This is a genomic window from uncultured Roseibium sp. (genome assembly GCF_963675095.2).
Classification (GTDB): Bacteria; Pseudomonadota; Alphaproteobacteria; order Rhizobiales; family Stappiaceae; genus Roseibium.
This window is the reverse complement of the sequence record NZ_CAXXSJ010000028.1, coordinates 191,219-208,467: the sequence shown is the minus strand read 5'-3', so window position 1 is coordinate 208,467 and position 17,249 is coordinate 191,219. Positions and strand designations below refer to the sequence as shown.

Here is a 17,249-nt window from a genome sequence, read left to right as displayed (position 1 = left end):
TCTGCACGGCGTCGGCGGTGGGGGCGGCAAGCTGGAAGTTCCAGCTGGATCATTTCGGCCGGACCCGGCGCGCGATTGCCTGGGACAATGCCCGGTTACGGCGGCTCGAAGCTGCTCGAAACCACGACCTTCTCAGGCCTGGCAGATGCTTTGCTGCGCCTGATGGATCATCTCGGTCTGGAAAAGGCGGACATCGTCGGCCACTCCATCGGCGGAATGGTGGCGCAGGAATTCATCGCAGCTCATCCCGACCGTGTGCGCAAACTCGTGCTGTCTGCGACCAGTCCCGCCTTCGGTAGCCCGGACGGGGATTTCCAGAAGAAGTTCGTGGCCGCCCGCCTGGGTCCGCTCGATGCGGGCAAGACCATGGCCGATGTTGCCAAAGAGGTGGTGCCCGAACTGATCGGCGACGATGCCGATCCGGACGGAGTGGCGCTCGCACGCCAGTGCATGTCGCGGGTGCCGAACGAAACCTACCGCGCGACCATGCAGTGCCTGGTGACGTTCGACCGGCGCGACACGCTCAAGCAGATCGCCGTGCCGACCCTGATGCTGGCCGGCGAAAAGGACACCAATGCGCCGGCGCCGATGATGGAACGCATGGCGGCCCGTGTTCCCGGCGCCCGTTATGTCTGCCTCGAAGGGGCGGGGCATCTGGCCAACATGGAATGCCCGGCGCGTTTCGACGCCGCCGTCGAAGAATTTTTAGATCTAGTCTGAGGAGAGCTGGATATGTCCGTATCCGATAACGAGCGTTACGCTCCGATTTTCGACCCCGAGGCCTTCCGGCTGACCGAGAAGCAGGCGAAGCTGACCGCTCTTGCGCGCAAGATCGGCGAAGAGAAGTTCGCGCCGCGCGCCGAGAAGTGGGACCGGGAAGCCATCTTCCCGATGGAAAACTACAAGGACATGCATGAGGTCGGCCTGCTCGGCATCTGCGTGCCGGAAGAAAACGGCGGCTTCGGCGCCGACTACAAGACCTACATGATGACGGCCGCCGAAATCGGCCGCTTCTGCGGCACCACCTCGCTCACCTGGAACATGCATGTGTGTTCGTGCCTGTGGACCGGGCCGCTGGCCGACGACCTGACCATGACCGACGAGCAGCGCACTGAGCATGAAAAGAACCGGGCAGTGCATTACGATCGCATCGTCAAGGAAGGCAAGATCTACGCGCAGCCGTTCTCCGAGGGCGGTGCGGCCGCAGCCGGCTTCCAGCCGTTCGGCACCACGGCGACCCGCGTTGACGGCGGCTGGCTGATCAACGGCAAGAAGATCTTCGCTTCGCTCTCCGGCTCCGCCGACTATTACGGCGTGCTGTGCACGGAGAAGAAGGAAAAACTGAGCCGCAAGGACACCATGTATGTGGCCGTGCCTGCCGATGCGGAAGGCGTTGAGGTTTACGGCGACTGGGATCCGCTCGGCATGCGCGGTACCGTTTCGCGGAACCTGCAGTTCAAGGACGTGTTCGTGCCGGACGATGCCTCACTGATGCCCAAGGGCGTCTATTTCGAGGCGGCAACCTCCTGGCCGCACATGTTCATGACGCTTACGCCGACCTACATGGGCATCGCCCAGGCGGCCTATGACTTCACCGTGCAGTATCTGCGCGGCGAGATCCCGGGCATGCCGCCGGTCAAGCGGCGTATGTACCCGACCAAGCAGCACGCGGTCGCCGACATGCGCATTATGCTGGAAATGACCAAGGCGCTGTGGTTCCAGGTCATCAGCGAAGCCCGTCCGAACCCGACCAAGGAGCAGGTGCTTCGGGCCTATGCGGCGCAGCACACGGTGATGGAAAACGCCAACGAGCTGTGCCAGCTTGCCATCCGTACCTGCGGCGGCCAGTCCATGCTGAAGAGCCTGCCGCTGGAGCGTCTTTATCGCGACAGCCGCTGCGGCTCTCTGATGCTGCCCTGGACGGCGGAACTGTGCGTCGACCGTATCGGCCGCGAGGCGCTGTACGAAAAGGGTGAGAGCGACGACTGATGGAGCTTTCCGCCTGGATTGACCGGCACGCCGACTTCACGCCGGACAAGACGGCCCTCAACTATGAGGGCCGGGCCATCAGCTATGGCGACTTCGCCGGGATGATCCATGCTCATGCCCGGGCGCTCAAGGGCGTCTTCGGCATCGGGCGTGGTGATCGGGTGGCCTATCTCGGGCTCAACAGCCCGGAGTTCCTGGCGCTGATGTTCGCCTGTGCCCGGCTCGGTGCGCTGTTCATTCCGCTCAACTGGCGTCTGGTGGCACCCGAGCATGTGTTCATCCTGAAGGATGCCCATGCCAAGGCTCTGTTCTGCGAGGCGGAGTTCCGGGAGCATGCGGACAGCATGCGGGCGGATTTACCCGATTGCGACTTCGTCTCCTGCGGTTTCGAAGGGGGAGGGGTGGCAGCCGCTCTCAAAGGCTCTGGCTTCGGCAGAAGGCGACGACCGTAACCCCCATGTGGATCTGAAGACGCCGCTGTTGCTGGTCTACACCTCCGGCACGACCGGTCATCCCAAGGGCGCGGTGCTGACCCAGGAAGCTGTGCAGTGGAACGCGCTGAACAGTTTGCACATGCATGGCATGACGGCCGCCGATCACGTCCTGACGTCCCTGCCGATGTTCCATGTGGGCGGGCTGAACATCCAGACCACGCCGGCGCTTTATGCAGGCGCCACGGTGACGCTGCACCGGAAGTTCGATCCGCGCGCGGTCCTCGCCGATATCGTCTCCGGGCGGGCCGAGCCTGATTGTCCTGGTTCCGGCCACCATCGATGCGGTTCTTTCCCTGCCCGAATGGCCGGAAGCGGATATCTCATGCCTGCGTTCCGTGAGCACCGGGTCTTCCTACGTGCCCGTGCCCCTGATCGAGGCGATCCATGCGCGCGGCATCCCGGTCCTGCAGGTGTACGGCTCTACGGAAACCTGTCCGATCGCGATCTATCAGAGGGCCGGGGACGCGTTCGAGACGGTCGGCTCGACCGGCAAGCCGGCGCTTCATTGCGAGGTTCGTGTCGTCGATGAGGCGGGGATGGATGTGGCGTCTGGCGTTTCCGGCGAGATCCTCGTGCGTGGCCCGAGCGTCATGTACGAATACTGGGGCAACGAGGCGGCGACGGAACAATCCCTGCGCGACGGCTGGTTTTTCACCGGTGATATCGGCTACCGTGGCGACAACGGCTATTACTTCATCAACGACCGAAAGAAGGACGTGGTGATCTCCGGGGGCGAGAATATTTATCCGGCCGAGCTGGAAGTGGTGCTGAACGGCATGGCGGAGGTCAGGCAGGCAGCCGTCGTCGGTCGCGATGACGAAAAATGGGGGCAGGTCCCGGTCGCCGTCGTAGTGCGCGCCGAAGGCTCAACCATCGACAAGCAGACCATTCTCGACCGTTTCAATGGTGTGCTGGCAAGGTTTAAACACCCCAAAGATGTGGTGTTCATGGAGGCCATGCCGACGAATGTCATGGGCAAGATCCAGAAATTCGCTCTCCGCACACATGTGAATGAAATTCACCTTGTTAAATAGACTAAGGAAACAGTGAAAAAGGTTGCAAATGAAACCAAAAGGCACTTAGTTTAGCGGTGAACGAGGAGGTTTGTCTGACGGGACTTGAGCTTGCGGGGCGCAGATCCGATAGTCCGACAATAATCGGGTTTTAAATCCCAACGATGCCGAACAAACGGCAGGAGGAGGTTGAATGTTTGCAAAGTTGAAATATCTGGCGCTGGGCGCAGTCGCTCTCGGAGCGATGGGCCTTTCCGGTGCCGCGAGTGCCGAAACGACCCTGACGCTGTCGTCCTGGCTGCCGCCGAAGCACCCGATCGTCGAGAACATGATCGTGCCGTGGGCTGCCGAAGTGGAAAAAGCCACCAACGGCAACGTGAAGGTCAAGATCCTGCCGAAAGCCATGGGCAAGCCCCCGGCACACTTCGACATTGCCAAGGATGGCCTTGCAGACCTCAGCTATGGCGTGCACGGCTACCAGCCGGGTCGCTTCCTGATGACCAAGGCCGTGGAAATGCCGTTCCTGGGCGACAGCGCAACCGCGTCTTCGGTGGCCTACTGGCGCATCTACAAGAAGTACCTGGAACAGTTCGACGAGCATAAGGGTACGGTTGTTCTGGGCGTGTTCACCCACGGCCCGGGCGAGATGTTCAACGCCGTGCGTCCGGTTGAAAAGCTGTCCGATCTCGACGGTCTGAAGATCCGCGTCGGTGGCGGTGTCGTCAACGAGGTTACCCAGGCGCTGGGCGTGACCAGCCTGCTGAAGCCGGCTTCTAGCTCCTACGAACTGATGTCCAACGGTGTTGCCGACGGTGTCTTCTTCCCGAAGGAATCCATTGCTTCGTTCAAGCTGAGCAAGCTTGTCCGTCACGCGACGATGGTTCCCGGCGGCCTGTACAACACCAGCTTCTTCCTGGTGATGAACCCGGCTTCCTTCGACAAGCTGTCCAAGGAAGACCAGGACGCCATCATGTCGGTGTCCGGCGAGAACTTTGCCCGCATCGCCGGCAAGGGCTGGGATGATGCCGACAAGGCCGGTGTCGACACCATGAATGCCGACGGCGTGGCAATCATCACCGCTTCCGATGATCTCGTTGCCGCGATCAAGGAAAAGACCGATCCGATCGAGGCAGCGTGGATCGCCGAGGTCAAGGAAAAGGGTCTCGACGGTGCACAGGTCATGGCTGATCTGCGAGCTGAAATCGCCAAGGTGGAAGCCGGACAGTGACAACAGCTTCTGCCAATAGTGGCAAGGCAAGCGACCGGGTCGTCCTCTGGACGACCCGGACACTGAGTCTCCTGGCCGCATTGCTTCTGATTTCGATGATGGTTCTCACCTTCGTCGACGTCTGGGGTCGCTATATCTTCAATTCACCGGTTCCCGGCGGTTTTGAGTTGACTGAGCTGATGTTGGCGACGCTTATCTTCGCCGGCCTGCCGTTGGTGACCATTGGTGGCGAACATATCACCGTCGACCTGATCGAATTCAGCGTGTCTCCGACGCTGGAGCGGGTTCGCGAAGGCGTAGTCAGCCTCGTCTGTGCATTCATGACCGGCGTTCTCAGCTACCAGATGTGGCTCAAGGCGCTCGAGCAGCTGGACTACGGCGACGAAACCGCTGTTCTTCGCATTCCGGTCTATCCGGTGACTTTCTTCATGTGCTTTACCGCTGCCCTTACATGTCTGGTGCTTGTGGTCCTGGCATTCCAGCAGGTCTTCGGAACACGGAAAGCTCCGGCTTCGGCCGCGCACTAACGGCAGACGGCCGCCGATGGCCCACGCGGTTTGAAACAAACACTTCAACGAACAAGGTATCCCCGTGCAGGAATCGCTCGTCGGCTTTGCCATCCTCCTTGTCCTGATCCTCTTGCGCCTGCCCATCGCCTTCGCCATGGGCCTGGTGGGGACGGTCGGTTTTGCCTATCTGGTCAACTGGAACGCCGCCCTGGCCATGATCTCGTCGGTCACCTACGAGACCGGCCTTGCCTATGACCTGTCCGTGGTGCCCCTGTTCATTCTGATGGGCAACTTCGTCACCCGGGCCGGGCTTTCAGATGAACTCTATATGGCCGCCAACGCCTTTCTCGGCCACCGCAAAGGCGGACTGGCGATGGCGACGGTGGTTGCCTGCGGCGGCTTCAGCGCGGTTTGCGGCTCGAGCCTTGCCACGGCCGCGACCATGGCGAAGGTCTCCATGCCATCCATGCGGCGCTATGGCTATACCGATAGCCTTGCCGCAGGCTCCATTGCCGCCGGCGGTACGCTCGGCATCCTGATCCCGCCGAGCGTCATTCTCGTTCTCTACGGCATCATGACAGAACAGGATATCGGCCAGTTGTTCATGGCGGGCATTCTGCCGGGCCTGCTGGGCATCCTGTTCTACCTGGGCGCGGTGCGGGCCACCATCTGGCTCAATCCGAAAGCCGGACCTCCGGGCGAGCGTCTGCCCTGGAACGAACGCTTCAAGGCACTGCGCGGCGTCTGGGGCGTGATGATGCTGTTCATCCTGGTGATGGGCGGGATCTATGGCGGGATCTTCACACCGACAGAAGCAGCCGGTATCGGCGCATCCGGTGCGTTCCTGTTCGCCCTGGCGCGGCGGAAACTCACATGGCACATTCTGTTCGACGTTCTTCTGCAGAGTGTGCGGTCCACCGCGATGATCTTCAGCGTGCTGATCGGTGCCCTGATCTTCTCCAACTTCATCAACTACGCCGACCTGCCGAGCATCCTGACCGAATGGGTGGCCAATTCCGGCCTGCAGCCGTTCGGCGTCATGCTGCTGATCATGGCCGTCTATCTGGTGCTGGGCTGTATTCTGGAAAGCCTGTCCATGATCCTGCTGACCGTGCCGGTCTTCTACCCGCTGGTCTCTGAACTGACCTTCCCCGGCGTGCCGCCGGAAATGATCCTGATCTGGTTCGGGATCGTCGTGGTGGTGGTCACGGAAATCAGCCTGATCACGCCTCCGGTCGGCCTTAACGTCTTCGTGCTGCGCGGCGTGCTTCCCGACGTCAAGACGGGCACGATCTTCAGGGGTGTGGGACCGTTCTGGATCGCCGACATCCTCCGGCTGACCCTGCTGATCCTGGTGCCCTCGATCACCTTCCTGCTGCCATCCCTGATGGGACGTTAGCGAGGCTCAGCCAGCTCAAACGACACAAGGGCGAAGCCGCCAAACGGCTTCGCCCTTTTTCTTTTGAAGAACCGGTTCAGGAGTGGCTGAAGCTGCCGGCGAGATAGCCGAAGGCGATGGCCGTGAGCAGTCCGTTGCCGGAAAGATAGCCGGAGACGTCCGGCCCGGAGACGCCGCAGGCCGCGCCGCCGCCGGCAAAGAGGTTGGGAAACGGCTTTCCCGCACGGTCGAGAACACGGGCCTCGTCGTCGATCATCAGCCCGCCCTGGGTGTGAAACAGGGCGCCGGTCACCTTGACCGCGTAATAGGGCGAGGCGAGGCCGGGCTTGCCGGTGAAGTCCCGGCCGAACGGATCTTCTGCCTTGCCAGACTGATACCCGGCGATACCGCTCAGCGTTTCCGCGAGGGCGGGCTCCGGCAGTCCGGTCACCTTTGCCAGCTCCGCGACATCGGCAGCCTCACGGATTGCGCCAGCCTTGACCGCTTCCGCGTAGTCCGGAAAGCCCAGGGCGAAGCCGTGGATGCGGGCATCGTAAATGTCCCAGGCGATGCCGTCCGGCTGGCCGAGCACATGAACGGCCTGTTCGGAATATCCGCCATGCTCGTTGGAAAAGCGGTGGCCTTCCGTATTCACCTGGATGCCGCCTTCCATCATCAGCGCCCAGGAGATCAGGATGCCGTGTGGATGGGCGAGAGAGCCGTGACCCTGATAGCCGGAGAGATGTTTCAGCTCCGCGCCAAGCGCCTCACCCCAGAGGAGCGCATCGCCCTTGTTGCCCTCGTGGCCGTAATACATGCCGTCGGCGATTTCCGGGATATGCCGGGCGACCAGCTCGCGATTGCCGCCATAGCCGTTGCAGGCCAGGATCAGCGCCTTGCAGCCCAGGATCTCGGTCTGCCCGTCCGGGCGGGCGATTTCGACGGCAATGATGCGGTTGTCGGCATCCGCATAGAGCCGTGTCACCGGTGCGTCGGTGACGACCGGAATGTCCGCCTGTTCCACGGCGGAAAGCAGACGGGCGAGCAGGGCGGCACCGGTCTTTTCGGGGACTGCGTGCATTCGGTGCCGGGAATGGCCGGGATAAAGGAAATCGTCGAGCACGATCCAGTCGAGGCCGTGCGCGTCGGCGAGCCATTCCAAAGCCGGGCCGATGGTGCGGCTGGCGAGCCGGGCAAGGTGCTTGTCGGACGTGCCCTTGGACTTGGCGAGAAGATCGGCCTCGAACAGGTAGGCTGTGTCGTCGTCGACGCCGATGGCGCGCTGAAACCGGGTGGCAGGCGCCGGCACGAAGCCGGAGGACATGGACGTCGAGCCGGAGGGCGACGCGTCGCGTTCAAGGACCAGGACATCCGCTCCGGCCGCTTTCGCCCGAAGGGCTGCGACCAGACCGCAGGCACCGGCGCCGATGATCACCACCTCGGCTTCCGCGTCAATGCGCGGCGGCGTGTCCCGTGAGATACCGCCCGCCGCCATCTCAGAGACCGGAAATCAGTGTGTGGGCCTCGGCACAGGTCATGATCTTCGACACCGTTCCGAGATCGCCGATGGATCTTTCGTGGGTTTCTCGCGAGAAGGCCGCGCAGCCGTCGGAGAGCACCAGAGTCTTGAAGTCGCGCACATGGGCATCGCGCACGGTGGAGGCGACGCCGCCGTTGGTGACGATGCCGGAGAAGATCAGCGTGTCGATGCCGGCCTTGCGCAGCACCCATTCCAGCCGGGTCATGTAGAAGGCCGAATAGGCGACCTTTTCTACCGTAAGGTCCGCCGGTTGCAGTTCGTCGACCAGGGCATGGCCCCAGCCTCCGGGCGCAAAGTCGCCTTTGGTCAGAAACGGGCGCAGTTCCTTCAGGTGCGGCGAGATGAAGGGCTCGCCGCCCTTGCCGGGCACCAGGGTGAAGTGGGTGGAAACGATCCATCCGCCTTTGGCCCGCAAGGCTTCGGCCAGCGGCAGGACGCGTTCGGGGAGAGCTGCGATATCGGCGTTCTTCTGGCCGCCGCGGGAATAAGCACCGTCCGGATGCAGGAAGTCGTTTTGCAGATCGACGATGACGAGCCCTGTGCGGGCAGGATCGAGAACCAGATCAGACATCGGCGCCGTTCCTGCGGTCGATCACCAGATTGCCGTAGGCATCGACGCGGCCGCGCAGGCCCGGATCGACGAAGATCGTCGTGTCCGACTGTTCCAGCAGGGCCGGGCCGGTGATCTCGGCGCCCACTTCCAGGTCGAGCCGTTCGTAGACGATGGCCTCGTGCCACGCGCCGTCGCAGAAGACCGAGCGCTTGCCGATGCGGCAGTCCTGTTCCGGCTTGCCGGAGGTCGGGGCGAATACAGCCATGTCGAGCTGCGGCCGGCGGCCGATGACGGCGATACGGTAGTTCATCACCCGCATGGGAATGCCGTCCAGCAAGCGGCCGTAGGCCTCCTTGTAGGCGGCTTCGAAGGCGGCGCGGATCGTGTCGGCGGTCAGGCCCGTCGCCGGAATGGTCACCGGCACGCTCACCGTGTGGGTCTGGCCCAGGTAGAGCATGTCGAATTCATAGACCCGGTCAACGGCGGCAAAGGCGACGCCCGCGCCGGCGAGCAGCTTTTCGGTCTCGTCGGCGATCGCCTCCATTTCGCGGCCGAGGTCGGCGGCGTCGATCTGGTCGAGCAGTCGGTTGACGGTCTGCACCCGGTCATGGCGCATGTCGGCAACGACGCAGCCGAGTGCCGAGGTAACACCCGGATAGCGCGGCACCAGGGCGGAGCCCAGGCCGACATCCTTGATCAGGGCGCCGGTGTGCAGCGAGCCTCCGCCGCCGAAGGGCATGGCGGCGAATTTCGCCGGGTCGTGACCCTTTTCAATGGAGACCAGGCGGATGGCACCGGCCATCTTGGCGTTGGCGAGTTTCAGGATCGCTTCCGCTGCTTCCTCGATGCTAAGGCCGAGCGGGTCGGCGATATGGCTCTTGATCGCCTGGCGCGAGGCGTCGATGTCGAGGCGGGAAAGCTTGCCGCCGATGGGCCGGTCCGGGTTGATGCGGCCGAGCACCACATTGGCGTCGGTCACGGTCGGCCGGTCGTTGCCGAGGCCGTAGCAGACCGGGCCCGGATCGGATCCGGCGGATTCAGGGCCAACCTGCAGCAGGCCGGACTTGTCGACGGAGGCGATGGAACCGCCGCCGGCGCCGATGGTGGTGATCTCGATCATCGGCGTGCGCACGACCATGCCGAAGTCGATCGCCGTTTGGGCGGCCAGTGCCGCTTCGCTTTCCGCCACCAGCGACACGTCGAAGGAGGTGCCGCCCATGTCACAGGTGATGATGTTTTCAAAACCCGCCGCCTTGGCGATTTCCGTCGCTGCGATGACGCCGGCCGCCGGGCCGGAGAGCGCGGTGCGCACCGGATAGCGCTTGGCCGTGTCGATGGACATGACGCCGCCGTTCGACTGGACGATCAGGATGTCGCCATCGAAGCCCTTCTCGGCGAGGCCCTTTTCCAGCCGGTCCAGATAGGATGACACCACCGGCTGCAGATAGGCATTGAGGGTCGCGGTCGATAGGCGTTCGAACTCGCGAATCTCCGGCAGGATTTCCGTGGCCGCGGTGACATACGCGTTCGGCCAGACGGACCGGACTGCCTCCACGGCGATGCGCTCGTTGTCGTTGTTGGCATAGCCGTTGATGAAGAACACGCAGACCGCCTCGCAGCCTGCATCGGCCAGCGCCTTTGCCTGTTCCTTGACCTGGGCTTCGTCCACCACTTGTGCCACGGAGCCGTCGGCAAGCACCCGTTCGCCGACCTCGACCCGGTCGGGACGTTCGACCACGGGGGTGAAGCTGCCCTTCAGGCCCCAGGTGGTCGGCCGGTCGCGGCGGCGCATTTCCAGCACGTCGCGGAAGCCTTCCGTGGTGATGATGCCGGTGCGGGCGCCTTTACGCTCCAGAAGGGCATTGGTACCGACGGTGGTGCCGTGGACCACGGTGGAGATCAAGCCGAAGTCGGCGACCTTCTGACCGATGCCTTCGACAAAGCCTTTGGACTGGTCGCCGCGGGTGGAGGGCACCTTTGTGGTGGTCACCGTGCCGTTCGCCTCGTCCAGGATGAACACATCGGTGAAGGTTCCGCCGACATCCACACCAATAACATAAGCCGGCTTGATCATTCTGCTGCCTCCGTGGCGCGCAATTCCTGTGTGGCGGACGTATCAACTCCACCTGTTTCACTCAGCACGACGCTGTATTCGTTCTTTGCACACTCCGGGCTGACGAAGCCCAGGCGGATATCTCGGGCGACGCTTTCCGGATCCCGGTCGCGCGGGTTGCCGTAGCCGCCGCCGCCGGGGGTCTCGAGCCTGAGCTTCTGGTCGCGCACGATGCTGACGCCGACGATCTTGGAGACCATGGGCGGTTCCTTGAAGCCGCCGGGCTGCTCGAACTGGAAGCGGTTGGTGGCTGCCTGATGGCCGCCGACGACGCCGGCCGGCGCGAACTTGCCGCGCTCGCCGAAGAGGAAGACGTCGGCCTGTTTTTCCAGGAGCTCGATCTCGTAAATCGCTCCGAGACCGCCGCGAAATTCGCCAGCGCCACCGGAGTCGGGCCGGAGCGCCCATTGGGTGAAGCGGACCGGGTAGGCGGCTTCCAGGATTTCCAGCGGCGGGATGGTCGCGGTGGAAATCGGCGCGTTGCCGTGGTTGAGGCCGTCGCCGCCCGCATGGGCGCCGTGGCCACCGCCGAAGAAAGAGAACATCACCCAGCGCTGGCCGTTGGCCCGGTGGCCGGCGAGCGACAGGGCGTTGATGGTGCCATAGGCGCAGGCCATGGCCTCCTTCGGGGCGATCTGGGCGACCGCCTCGAAGACAACGTCGATCAGACGCAGGATGGTTTCCGTATAGCCGCCGACGGGTTTCGGGCGCCTTCACCGACAGGAGCGAGCCCTCGTCAATGCGGAATTTCACTGGCTCTAGCACGCCCGCATTGGCCGGCACATCGCCGAAGATATGCTTCAGGGCGACGTAGCAGGCGGCAACGGTGGTCGAGCGGGAGATGTTAACCGGTCCGGCGCAGGCCGGTGACGAGCGGGTGAAGTCGAGCACCATGCGGTCGCCCTCGATGGTGAGGTCGAGGGCGATCTTCAACGGTTCGTCGTTGATACCGTCATTGTCGAGGAAATCCTCGGCGGAAACGGTTCCCGACGGCAATTCGGAAATCTGGGCGCGCATCATCTGCGCCGCGCGGGCCTTCAGCTCGACCAGGCAGTCGGCGACAGTGGCGTCAGTATATTCGTCGAGCAGCGCGTTCATGCGTCGCTCGCCCAGTTCCAGGGCGTTGATCTGGCCGTTGAGATCGCCGTAGAGCGACAGCGGCAAGCGGGAGTTGGCCGACAGGATATCGACCACGTCCTGGCGGAATTCGCCCTTGTCGTAGAGCTTGACCGGCGGGATCAGCATGCCTTCCTGGAAGCATTCGGTCGCGGCCGGATTGTAATTGCCCGGCACATTGCCGCCAACATCGTGCCAGTGGCCGACGGAGGCGAGGAAACAGAACACCTTGCCGTCCCGGAACACGGGCTTGACCAACCGGAAGTCGGAAAGGTGGGTGCCGCCGTCATAAGGATCGTTGAAGATCCAGACGTCGCCCTCGTTGATGCCGCCCTGCTTCGCGGCCTTGTCGATGACCGCCTTCACGGCAAAGGCCATGACGCCGACGAAGATCGGCAGGCCGGATTTACCCTGCACCAGGGTCTCGCCGGTGTTCGCATCGTAGATGCCGTGGGAGGCGTCATGGGCCTCGGCGATGATCGGGTTGAAGGCGGAGCGGAACAGGGTCGCGTCCATTTCGTCGGCGATCTGTTCCAGACGGCCCTTCAGGATTGCGAGCGTGACCGGATCTATTGCCATCAGTCGGCTTCCTCGTCGTATTTCTTGGCGTCTGCCAGGATGCCGGGCGTGCCGATCAGGCCGTTCAGTCCGGCAAAGTCGAACATGCGGCTGCGGAATGCCTCGTTCGAACCATTGGCGATGAGATTTGCGTAGTAGTCGCGGGCGGTGGCTGCGATGGCGCGCACGATCCCGCCGGGGAAGATCACGAAACTGAAGCCGAGGCCCTCAAGCCCCGCGGCATCGACGATCGGCGTCTTGCCGCCCTCGACCATATTCGCCATCAGCGGCACGCGGCCGGCGAAGCGGGAGACGATTTCCTGCATCTGCGCCAGCGACTGGGGCGCCTCGATGAAGAGCATATCGGCGCCGGCCTCCACATAGGCTTCGGCCCGGTCGAGCGCTGCCTCGAAGCCTTCGACGGCAATGGCGTCGGTGCGGCCGATGATCAGGGTGTCTTCCGAGGCACGGGCATCACAGGCGGCGCGGATCTTGCCGGCCATCTCGGTCTTGGAAACCAGCGACTTGCCGTCGAGGTGGCCGCAACGCTTGGGCAGGGTCTGGTCTTCCAGCTGCAGGGCGTTGGCACCCATACGCTCGAAGGTGCGGACCGTGCGCTGGACATTGAGCGCATTGCCGAAGCCGTTGTCGGCATCGACCACGATGGGCAGGCTGATCCGGTCGCGGACGCTTGCAATCGTCTCGGCAACCTCGCTCATGGAGACAAGCCCGATGTCCGGGCTGCCGAAGCGGGTATAGGCAATGGAGGCCCCGGACAGATAGACGGCTTCCGCACCCGATTGTTCGGCAATGAGGCCGGTCAGCGCATCATAGATGCCCGGTGCGAGCAGGATCGTCTGCGCGCCCAGTTTTTGTTTCAGGCTCATGAGCCTGTCTCCCTTTTTCGCTCTGCTGCGAAGCGTTTTTTCAGATGCGGCACCAGCCCACCGTCGGCGAGCATCCGCTTCAGGTTGTCGGGCAATGGTTCCAGCTGCACAGTTTGGTTTTTCGACACCAGGCGCAGTTCGCCGGCGTCAAGATCGAGATCAACGGCATCGCCGTCGACAATGGCGTCGAGATCGTCCGAAATCAGAACCGGCAGGCCGAGGTTAATGGCGTTGCGATAGAAGATGCCGGCGAAGGACCGGGCGATCACGGCGGCGACGCCCAGATGCTTCAGGGCCTCGGCGGCCTGTTCGCGGGACGACCCCATGCCGAAGTTTTTCCCCCCGATCACCACGTCACCGGGACGCACGGATCCTGCAAAATCCGGCCGGGCCGCTTCCAGGCAATGAGCGGCAAGCATGTCGATGCCGCCCTTCATGTATTCGCCCGGTGCGAGCTGGTCGGTGTCGATGTCGTCGCCGAAGAGAAAGACGCGTGCGCTCATGGCCGGCTCTCCCCGTCATTGAGGAATTCGCGCGGATCGGTGATCCGGCCGGTGACCGCGGAGGCGGCCACGGTCAGCGGCGAGCCGAGCCAGACCTTGGAGGAGGCCGCACCCATGCGGCCCTGGAAATTGCGCGCGGTGGAGGAAATGCAGGTGACGTCCTCGCCGAGGCGGTTGGAACCGTAGCCAGCGCAGATGCCGCAGGCATTGGCCAGGATCTCGGCACCTGCGTCCTCGAACACCTTCATGATGCCCTCCCTTGCCGCCCGGTCCTGGTCCCGCTTCGAGGCGGGGGCGACCATCAGGTCTAAAGCAAGCTTGCGGCCTTTCAGGATGCGGGCGGCCCGCTTCAGGTCTTCGTATTTCGCACCGGTGCAGGCGCCGATATAGGCGACATCGACTTTCGTGTCCGGCACTTCGGTCACGGGGGCCGAATTGGCCGGGGAATGGGGCGCGGCCACCTGGGGTTCCAGCGTGGCTGCGTCGAAGACGTGATGGGCGAGCAGGTCGGCACCCGGATCGGTACGCAGGCCCTGCCAGTTGCCGGCGTCACCGTCGACGCTTGCGAGGTAAGCGGCTGTGGTTTCGTCCGGTGCGATCAGGCCCGCCTGGGCGCCGAGTTCGGCGGCCATGTTGGACAGCGTCATGCGTTCCTGCATGGAAAGCGCTGTAATTGCCTCGCCGGTATATTCCACGGCCTGATACTGGCCGCCGTCCATGCCGAGCCGGCCGCAGAGCGCCAACATGATGTCCTTGGCGGTGACGGCGTCCGATAACCGGTTCCGCCATTCGATCAGGATGGTGCCGGGCACCCTGATCCAGATTTCTCCGGTGGCGAGCACGCCGGCCATTTCGGTGGCGCCGACGCCGAACATGTAGGTGCCGAAGGCCCCGCCGGTCGGCGAATGGCTATCGCCGCCGACCACGAACATGCCCGGCTTCAGGTGGCCGCGTTCAGGCAGCACCACATGGCAGATGCCTTCGCCGTCATGGAAGGCGACCTTGCGTTCCTTCGCCCACCGGCGGGTGAGTTCCAGGATGCGCGCGCCTTCGTCCGTGTCGCCGGGGACGAAGTGGTCGGAAATCAGCACCACCTTGTCCCTGTCCCACAGACCGACGCCCAGGTCCTGAAGGATCGGCTCGACCCGGCGCGGTCCGCCGGAATCGTGGATCATGGCAAGGTCGACTTGCGCCGTGACGATTTCGCCCGGCTTCACCGTCTCCCGGCCCGCTGCCCGTGCGATGATTTTTTGAGCGAGTGTAGTTGCCATCACGCCAGCCCCAGATAGGAGCGCTGCAGCTCGGGATCGTCCATCAGCGCGGAGGCGACGCCGGACAGGCGGATCTCGCCGTTTTCCATGACGAAGGCGCGGGCGGCGATTTCCATGGACTGAAGCACGTTCTGCTCCACCAGAAGAATGGTCAGCCCATCGTTGTTCAGCCGCTGGATCAGGTCGAACATCTCCTCCACCAGGAGCGGAGACAGGCCGATCGAGGGCTCGTCGAGGATCAGGAGTTCGGGTTCGGCCATCATGCCGCGGCCGATCGCCAGCATCTGCTGCTCGCCGCCGGATAGCGTACCGGCCTTCTGGGCGAAGCGTTCCTTCAACCTCGGAAAGACATCGACCACGTGATCGAGATTGCGCGCCCGGTTGGCCCGGCCGCGCCGGTAGGAGCCAAGCTCCAGGTTCTCGCGCACGCTCAGGTTCGGAAACACGTGCCGGCCTTCGGGCACATGGATCAGGCCGCGGTCGACGATCGCCTGTTCGGAAAGGCCCTGGATCTCCTCGCCCTTGAAACGAATGGTGCCGCTCCACGGCTTGATCAGGCCGGAAAGGACAGAGGAGAAGGTCGTCTTGCCGACGCCGTTGGAGCCGAGCAGGGCGACGATCTCGCCCTCCGTGATATCGAGGTCGATACCGCGCAGGACTTCGACCGCGCCGTAACCGCTTTTGAGTGCCGTGGCCTCAAGCATGGCTTGCCTCCCGCCGGGCCATGCGCTCGGCCATGCCCTTGCCGAGATAGGCCTCGACCACAAGCGGATCGCTGACCACGTCGGCCGGTGCGCCCTCGGCGATCAGTTCGCCCTGGTTCAGCACCCAGGTGTATTCGGAAAGGCTCATCACCGCCTGCATGACATGTTCGATCAGGAGAATGGTCACGCCGGCCTCGCGTACGGCGCGGATCACCGGAATGACGTCGCGGATTTCGGACGGGTTGAGCCCGGCGAGCACTTCGTCGAACAGGATCAGCTTCGGATCGGTCGCCAAGGCGCGAGCCACTTCCAGCCGCTTGCGGCCGGCAACGGTGAGGGACGAGGCGTCCTGGTCGAGCCGGTCGCCGAGCCCCACCTGCCTGGCGACGGCTTCCGCCTTTTCAAGCGCCTCGGCGCGGGAGCGGATGCGCAGATGGGCGCCGACGGCGATGTTCTCGCGCACCGTCTGGCCGGCGAAGGGCTGGACGATCTGGAAGGTGCGCACCATGCCGCGTTGGGCGATTTCTTCCGGGGCGTGTCCGGTAACGTCCTCGCCGAGGAATCTGACCGAGCCCGCATCCGGCTTGTGGAAGCCGGTGATGAGGGCGAACAGGGTGGTCTTGCCGGCGCCATTCGGACCGATCAGCGAGGTGATCTTGCCTTCCGGCACCGTCAGGCTGACGTTGTTCGAGGCCTTCACGCCGCCGAAGGATTTGACGAGACCGCGTATCTCAAGCATGGGGACTTCAGGCATGGGAACCTCAGGCATTGTGGGCTCCCGTGGCGGCGGGTTTGCGGCGCAGACGGTTCACCAGTCCGGCAAGGCCGCGCGGCATGAACAGCACCATGACCACCAGAACGATGCCGTAGAGAACCAGGCTGATGCCTGGAAGATCGCCGAGCAGTTCCCGCGTCAGTTCGGAAATCAGATGGAGACCGACAGCGCCGAGCAGCGGGCCGAACAAGGTACCCATGCCGCCGATGATCGGTACCAGCAGGCTTTCCACAGAGATGGCCGGGCCATAGGCGATGTAGGGGTCGAGGTAGAGGAAATACTGGGCGTAGAAGACACCGGCCAGGCCGGAAAACAGGCCGGAGAGCATGATCGCGCCCATCTTGACCCGGAAAGCGCTGACGCCGAGGGCGCGTGCGGCATCCTCGTTGTCGCGCACGGCCATCAGTTGCGCACCGAAACGGGAGTTGCCGATCCACCAGACGACCGCAAAGGCGGCAAGGGTCATCAGCCAGATGATCCAGAAGAAACCCTGCTTGGAGACGAACTGGAGATTGGCGGCTCCCTGGTCGAGCGGGATCAGGATGCCGACGCCGGCGCCGGTGAAGTCCACCGAGTTGGACAGGATGCGCAGCACCTCGGCGAAGGCGAGCGTCACCA

The 17,249-nt window shown here is 63.6% G+C and carries 16 protein-coding genes and 2 pseudogenes; 8 read left to right on the top strand and 10 right to left on the bottom strand.

What is annotated here, in order from left to right; genetic code table 11:
- Positions 1-87: 87 nt before the first annotated feature.
- The 8 genes and pseudogenes from ABIN98_RS10660 to ABIN98_RS10625 all read left to right on the top strand — a co-directional run bounded on the left by ABIN98_RS10660 (position 88) and on the right by ABIN98_RS10625 (position 6,632).
- On the top strand, positions 88-720 hold the full coding sequence (locus ABIN98_RS10660) for an alpha/beta fold hydrolase (RefSeq protein WP_346909799.1): 633 nt from the start codon (positions 88-90) through the stop codon (positions 718-720).
- Between the two features lie 12 nt (positions 721-732).
- Positions 733-1,989 carry an acyl-CoA dehydrogenase gene (locus ABIN98_RS10655; protein WP_346909797.1) on the top strand — a complete coding sequence of 419 codons (1,257 nt, stop codon included), beginning with the start codon at positions 733-735 and terminating at the stop codon, positions 1,987-1,989.
- Positions 1,989-2,441: an AMP-binding protein gene (locus ABIN98_RS10650; RefSeq protein WP_346909796.1), complete on the top strand. Its 453-nt coding sequence runs from the start codon at positions 1,989-1,991 to the stop codon at positions 2,439-2,441. Before ABIN98_RS10655 ends, ABIN98_RS10650 begins: the two co-directional genes overlap by 1 nt.
- Positions 2,323-2,655: pseudogene (locus tag ABIN98_RS10645) on the top strand (AMP-binding protein); the annotation flags it as partial. The gene ABIN98_RS10650 and the pseudogene ABIN98_RS10645, both read left to right, overlap by 119 nt.
- Positions 2,656-2,689: 34 nt before the next feature.
- Positions 2,690-3,517, top strand: a complete 828-nt coding sequence (locus tag ABIN98_RS10640) for an AMP-binding protein (RefSeq protein ID WP_346909962.1) — start codon at positions 2,690-2,692, stop codon at positions 3,515-3,517.
- A gap of 172 nt (positions 3,518-3,689) precedes the next feature.
- Positions 3,690-4,724 (top strand): TRAP transporter substrate-binding protein, encoded by a 1,035-nt coding sequence (locus ABIN98_RS10635; RefSeq protein ID WP_346909794.1) that lies wholly within the window; start codon positions 3,690-3,692, stop codon positions 4,722-4,724.
- A complete protein-coding gene (locus tag ABIN98_RS10630) occupies positions 4,721-5,251 on the top strand; it encodes a TRAP transporter small permease (protein ID WP_346909792.1) in 531 nt (176 codons plus the stop codon). The genes ABIN98_RS10635 and ABIN98_RS10630 overlap by 4 nt, the downstream gene beginning before the upstream one ends.
- 64 nt (positions 5,252-5,315) lie before the next feature.
- The gene (locus tag ABIN98_RS10625; protein WP_346909790.1) at positions 5,316-6,632 is read left to right on the top strand and encodes a TRAP transporter large permease; all 1,317 of its coding nucleotides are present in this window, start codon (positions 5,316-5,318) and stop codon (positions 6,630-6,632) included.
- 76 nt (positions 6,633-6,708) lie between these two features.
- Here ABIN98_RS10625 and ABIN98_RS10620 read toward each other — a convergent pair whose 3' ends face one another.
- The 10 genes and pseudogenes from ABIN98_RS10620 to ABIN98_RS10575 form a co-directional block, all read right to left on the bottom strand.
- Positions 6,709-8,106, bottom strand: coding sequence for an FAD-dependent oxidoreductase (locus tag ABIN98_RS10620; protein WP_346909788.1), 1,398 nt, complete (start codon positions 8,104-8,106; stop codon positions 6,709-6,711).
- Between the two features lies 1 nt (position 8,107).
- On the bottom strand, positions 8,108-8,722 hold the full coding sequence (locus ABIN98_RS10615; protein WP_346909787.1) for a cysteine hydrolase: 615 nt from the start codon (positions 8,720-8,722) through the stop codon (positions 8,108-8,110).
- A complete protein-coding gene (locus ABIN98_RS10610) occupies positions 8,715-10,778 on the bottom strand; it encodes a hydantoinase/oxoprolinase family protein (protein ID WP_346909785.1) in 2,064 nt (687 codons plus the stop codon). Before ABIN98_RS10610 ends, ABIN98_RS10615 begins: the two co-directional genes overlap by 8 nt.
- Positions 10,775-12,515: pseudogene (locus tag ABIN98_RS10605) on the bottom strand (hydantoinase B/oxoprolinase family protein). Before ABIN98_RS10605 ends, ABIN98_RS10610 begins: the two are co-directional and overlap by 4 nt.
- Complete coding sequence (locus ABIN98_RS10600) at positions 12,512-13,378, bottom strand: isocitrate lyase/phosphoenolpyruvate mutase family protein (protein ID WP_346909784.1); 867 nt, start codon at positions 13,376-13,378, stop codon at positions 12,512-12,514. Before ABIN98_RS10600 ends, ABIN98_RS10605 begins: the two are co-directional and overlap by 4 nt.
- Entirely contained in the window at positions 13,375-13,881 is a 507-nt protein-coding gene (locus tag ABIN98_RS10595) for a 3-isopropylmalate dehydratase (RefSeq protein WP_346909783.1), read from the bottom strand. The genes ABIN98_RS10600 and ABIN98_RS10595 overlap by 4 nt, the downstream gene beginning before the upstream one ends.
- Positions 13,878-15,152, bottom strand: coding sequence for a 3-isopropylmalate dehydratase large subunit (locus ABIN98_RS10590; protein WP_346909781.1), 1,275 nt, complete (start codon positions 15,150-15,152; stop codon positions 13,878-13,880). Before ABIN98_RS10590 ends, ABIN98_RS10595 begins: the two co-directional genes overlap by 4 nt.
- The gene (locus tag ABIN98_RS10585) at positions 15,152-15,856 is read right to left on the bottom strand and encodes an ABC transporter ATP-binding protein (RefSeq protein WP_346909779.1); all 705 of its coding nucleotides are present in this window, start codon (positions 15,854-15,856) and stop codon (positions 15,152-15,154) included. Before ABIN98_RS10585 ends, ABIN98_RS10590 begins: the two co-directional genes overlap by 1 nt.
- Entirely contained in the window at positions 15,849-16,625 is a 777-nt protein-coding gene (locus tag ABIN98_RS10580; protein WP_346909777.1) for an ABC transporter ATP-binding protein, read from the bottom strand. Before ABIN98_RS10580 ends, ABIN98_RS10585 begins: the two co-directional genes overlap by 8 nt.
- Positions 16,618-17,247, bottom strand: a complete 630-nt coding sequence (locus ABIN98_RS10575; protein ID WP_346909776.1) for a branched-chain amino acid ABC transporter permease — start codon at positions 17,245-17,247, stop codon at positions 16,618-16,620. Before ABIN98_RS10575 ends, ABIN98_RS10580 begins: the two co-directional genes overlap by 8 nt.
- Positions 17,248-17,249 lie beyond the last annotated feature (2 nt).

Excerpts from the sequence above, each read along its gene's own strand:
- ABIN98_RS10660 (WP_346909799.1), top strand. The coding sequence starts at position 88 with ATGCCCGGTTACGGCGGCTCGAAGCTGCTCGAAACCACGACCTTCTCA.
- ABIN98_RS10655 (WP_346909797.1), top strand. The coding sequence starts at position 733 with ATGTCCGTATCCGATAACGAGCGTTACGCTCCGATTTTCGACCCCGAG.
- ABIN98_RS10650 (WP_346909796.1), top strand. The coding sequence starts at position 1,989 with ATGGAGCTTTCCGCCTGGATTGACCGGCACGCCGACTTCACGCCGGAC.
- ABIN98_RS10635 (WP_346909794.1), top strand. The coding sequence starts at position 3,690 with ATGTTTGCAAAGTTGAAATATCTGGCGCTGGGCGCAGTCGCTCTCGGA.
- ABIN98_RS10620 (WP_346909788.1), bottom strand. The coding sequence starts at position 8,106 with ATGGCGGCGGGCGGTATCTCACGGGACACGCCGCCGCGCATTGACGCG.
- ABIN98_RS10615 (WP_346909787.1), bottom strand. The coding sequence starts at position 8,722 with ATGTCTGATCTGGTTCTCGATCCTGCCCGCACAGGGCTCGTCATCGTC.
- ABIN98_RS10610 (WP_346909785.1), bottom strand. The coding sequence starts at position 10,778 with ATGATCAAGCCGGCTTATGTTATTGGTGTGGATGTCGGCGGAACCTTC.
- ABIN98_RS10600 (WP_346909784.1), bottom strand. The coding sequence starts at position 13,378 with ATGAGCCTGAAACAAAAACTGGGCGCGCAGACGATCCTGCTCGCACCG.
- ABIN98_RS10595 (WP_346909783.1), bottom strand. The coding sequence starts at position 13,881 with ATGAGCGCACGCGTCTTTCTCTTCGGCGACGACATCGACACCGACCAG.
- ABIN98_RS10590 (WP_346909781.1), bottom strand. The coding sequence starts at position 15,152 with ATGGCAACTACACTCGCTCAAAAAATCATCGCACGGGCAGCGGGCCGG.
- ABIN98_RS10585 (WP_346909779.1), bottom strand. The coding sequence starts at position 15,856 with ATGCTTGAGGCCACGGCACTCAAAAGCGGTTACGGCGCGGTCGAAGTC.
- ABIN98_RS10580 (WP_346909777.1), bottom strand. The coding sequence starts at position 16,625 with ATGCCTGAGGTTCCCATGCCTGAAGTCCCCATGCTTGAGATACGCGGT.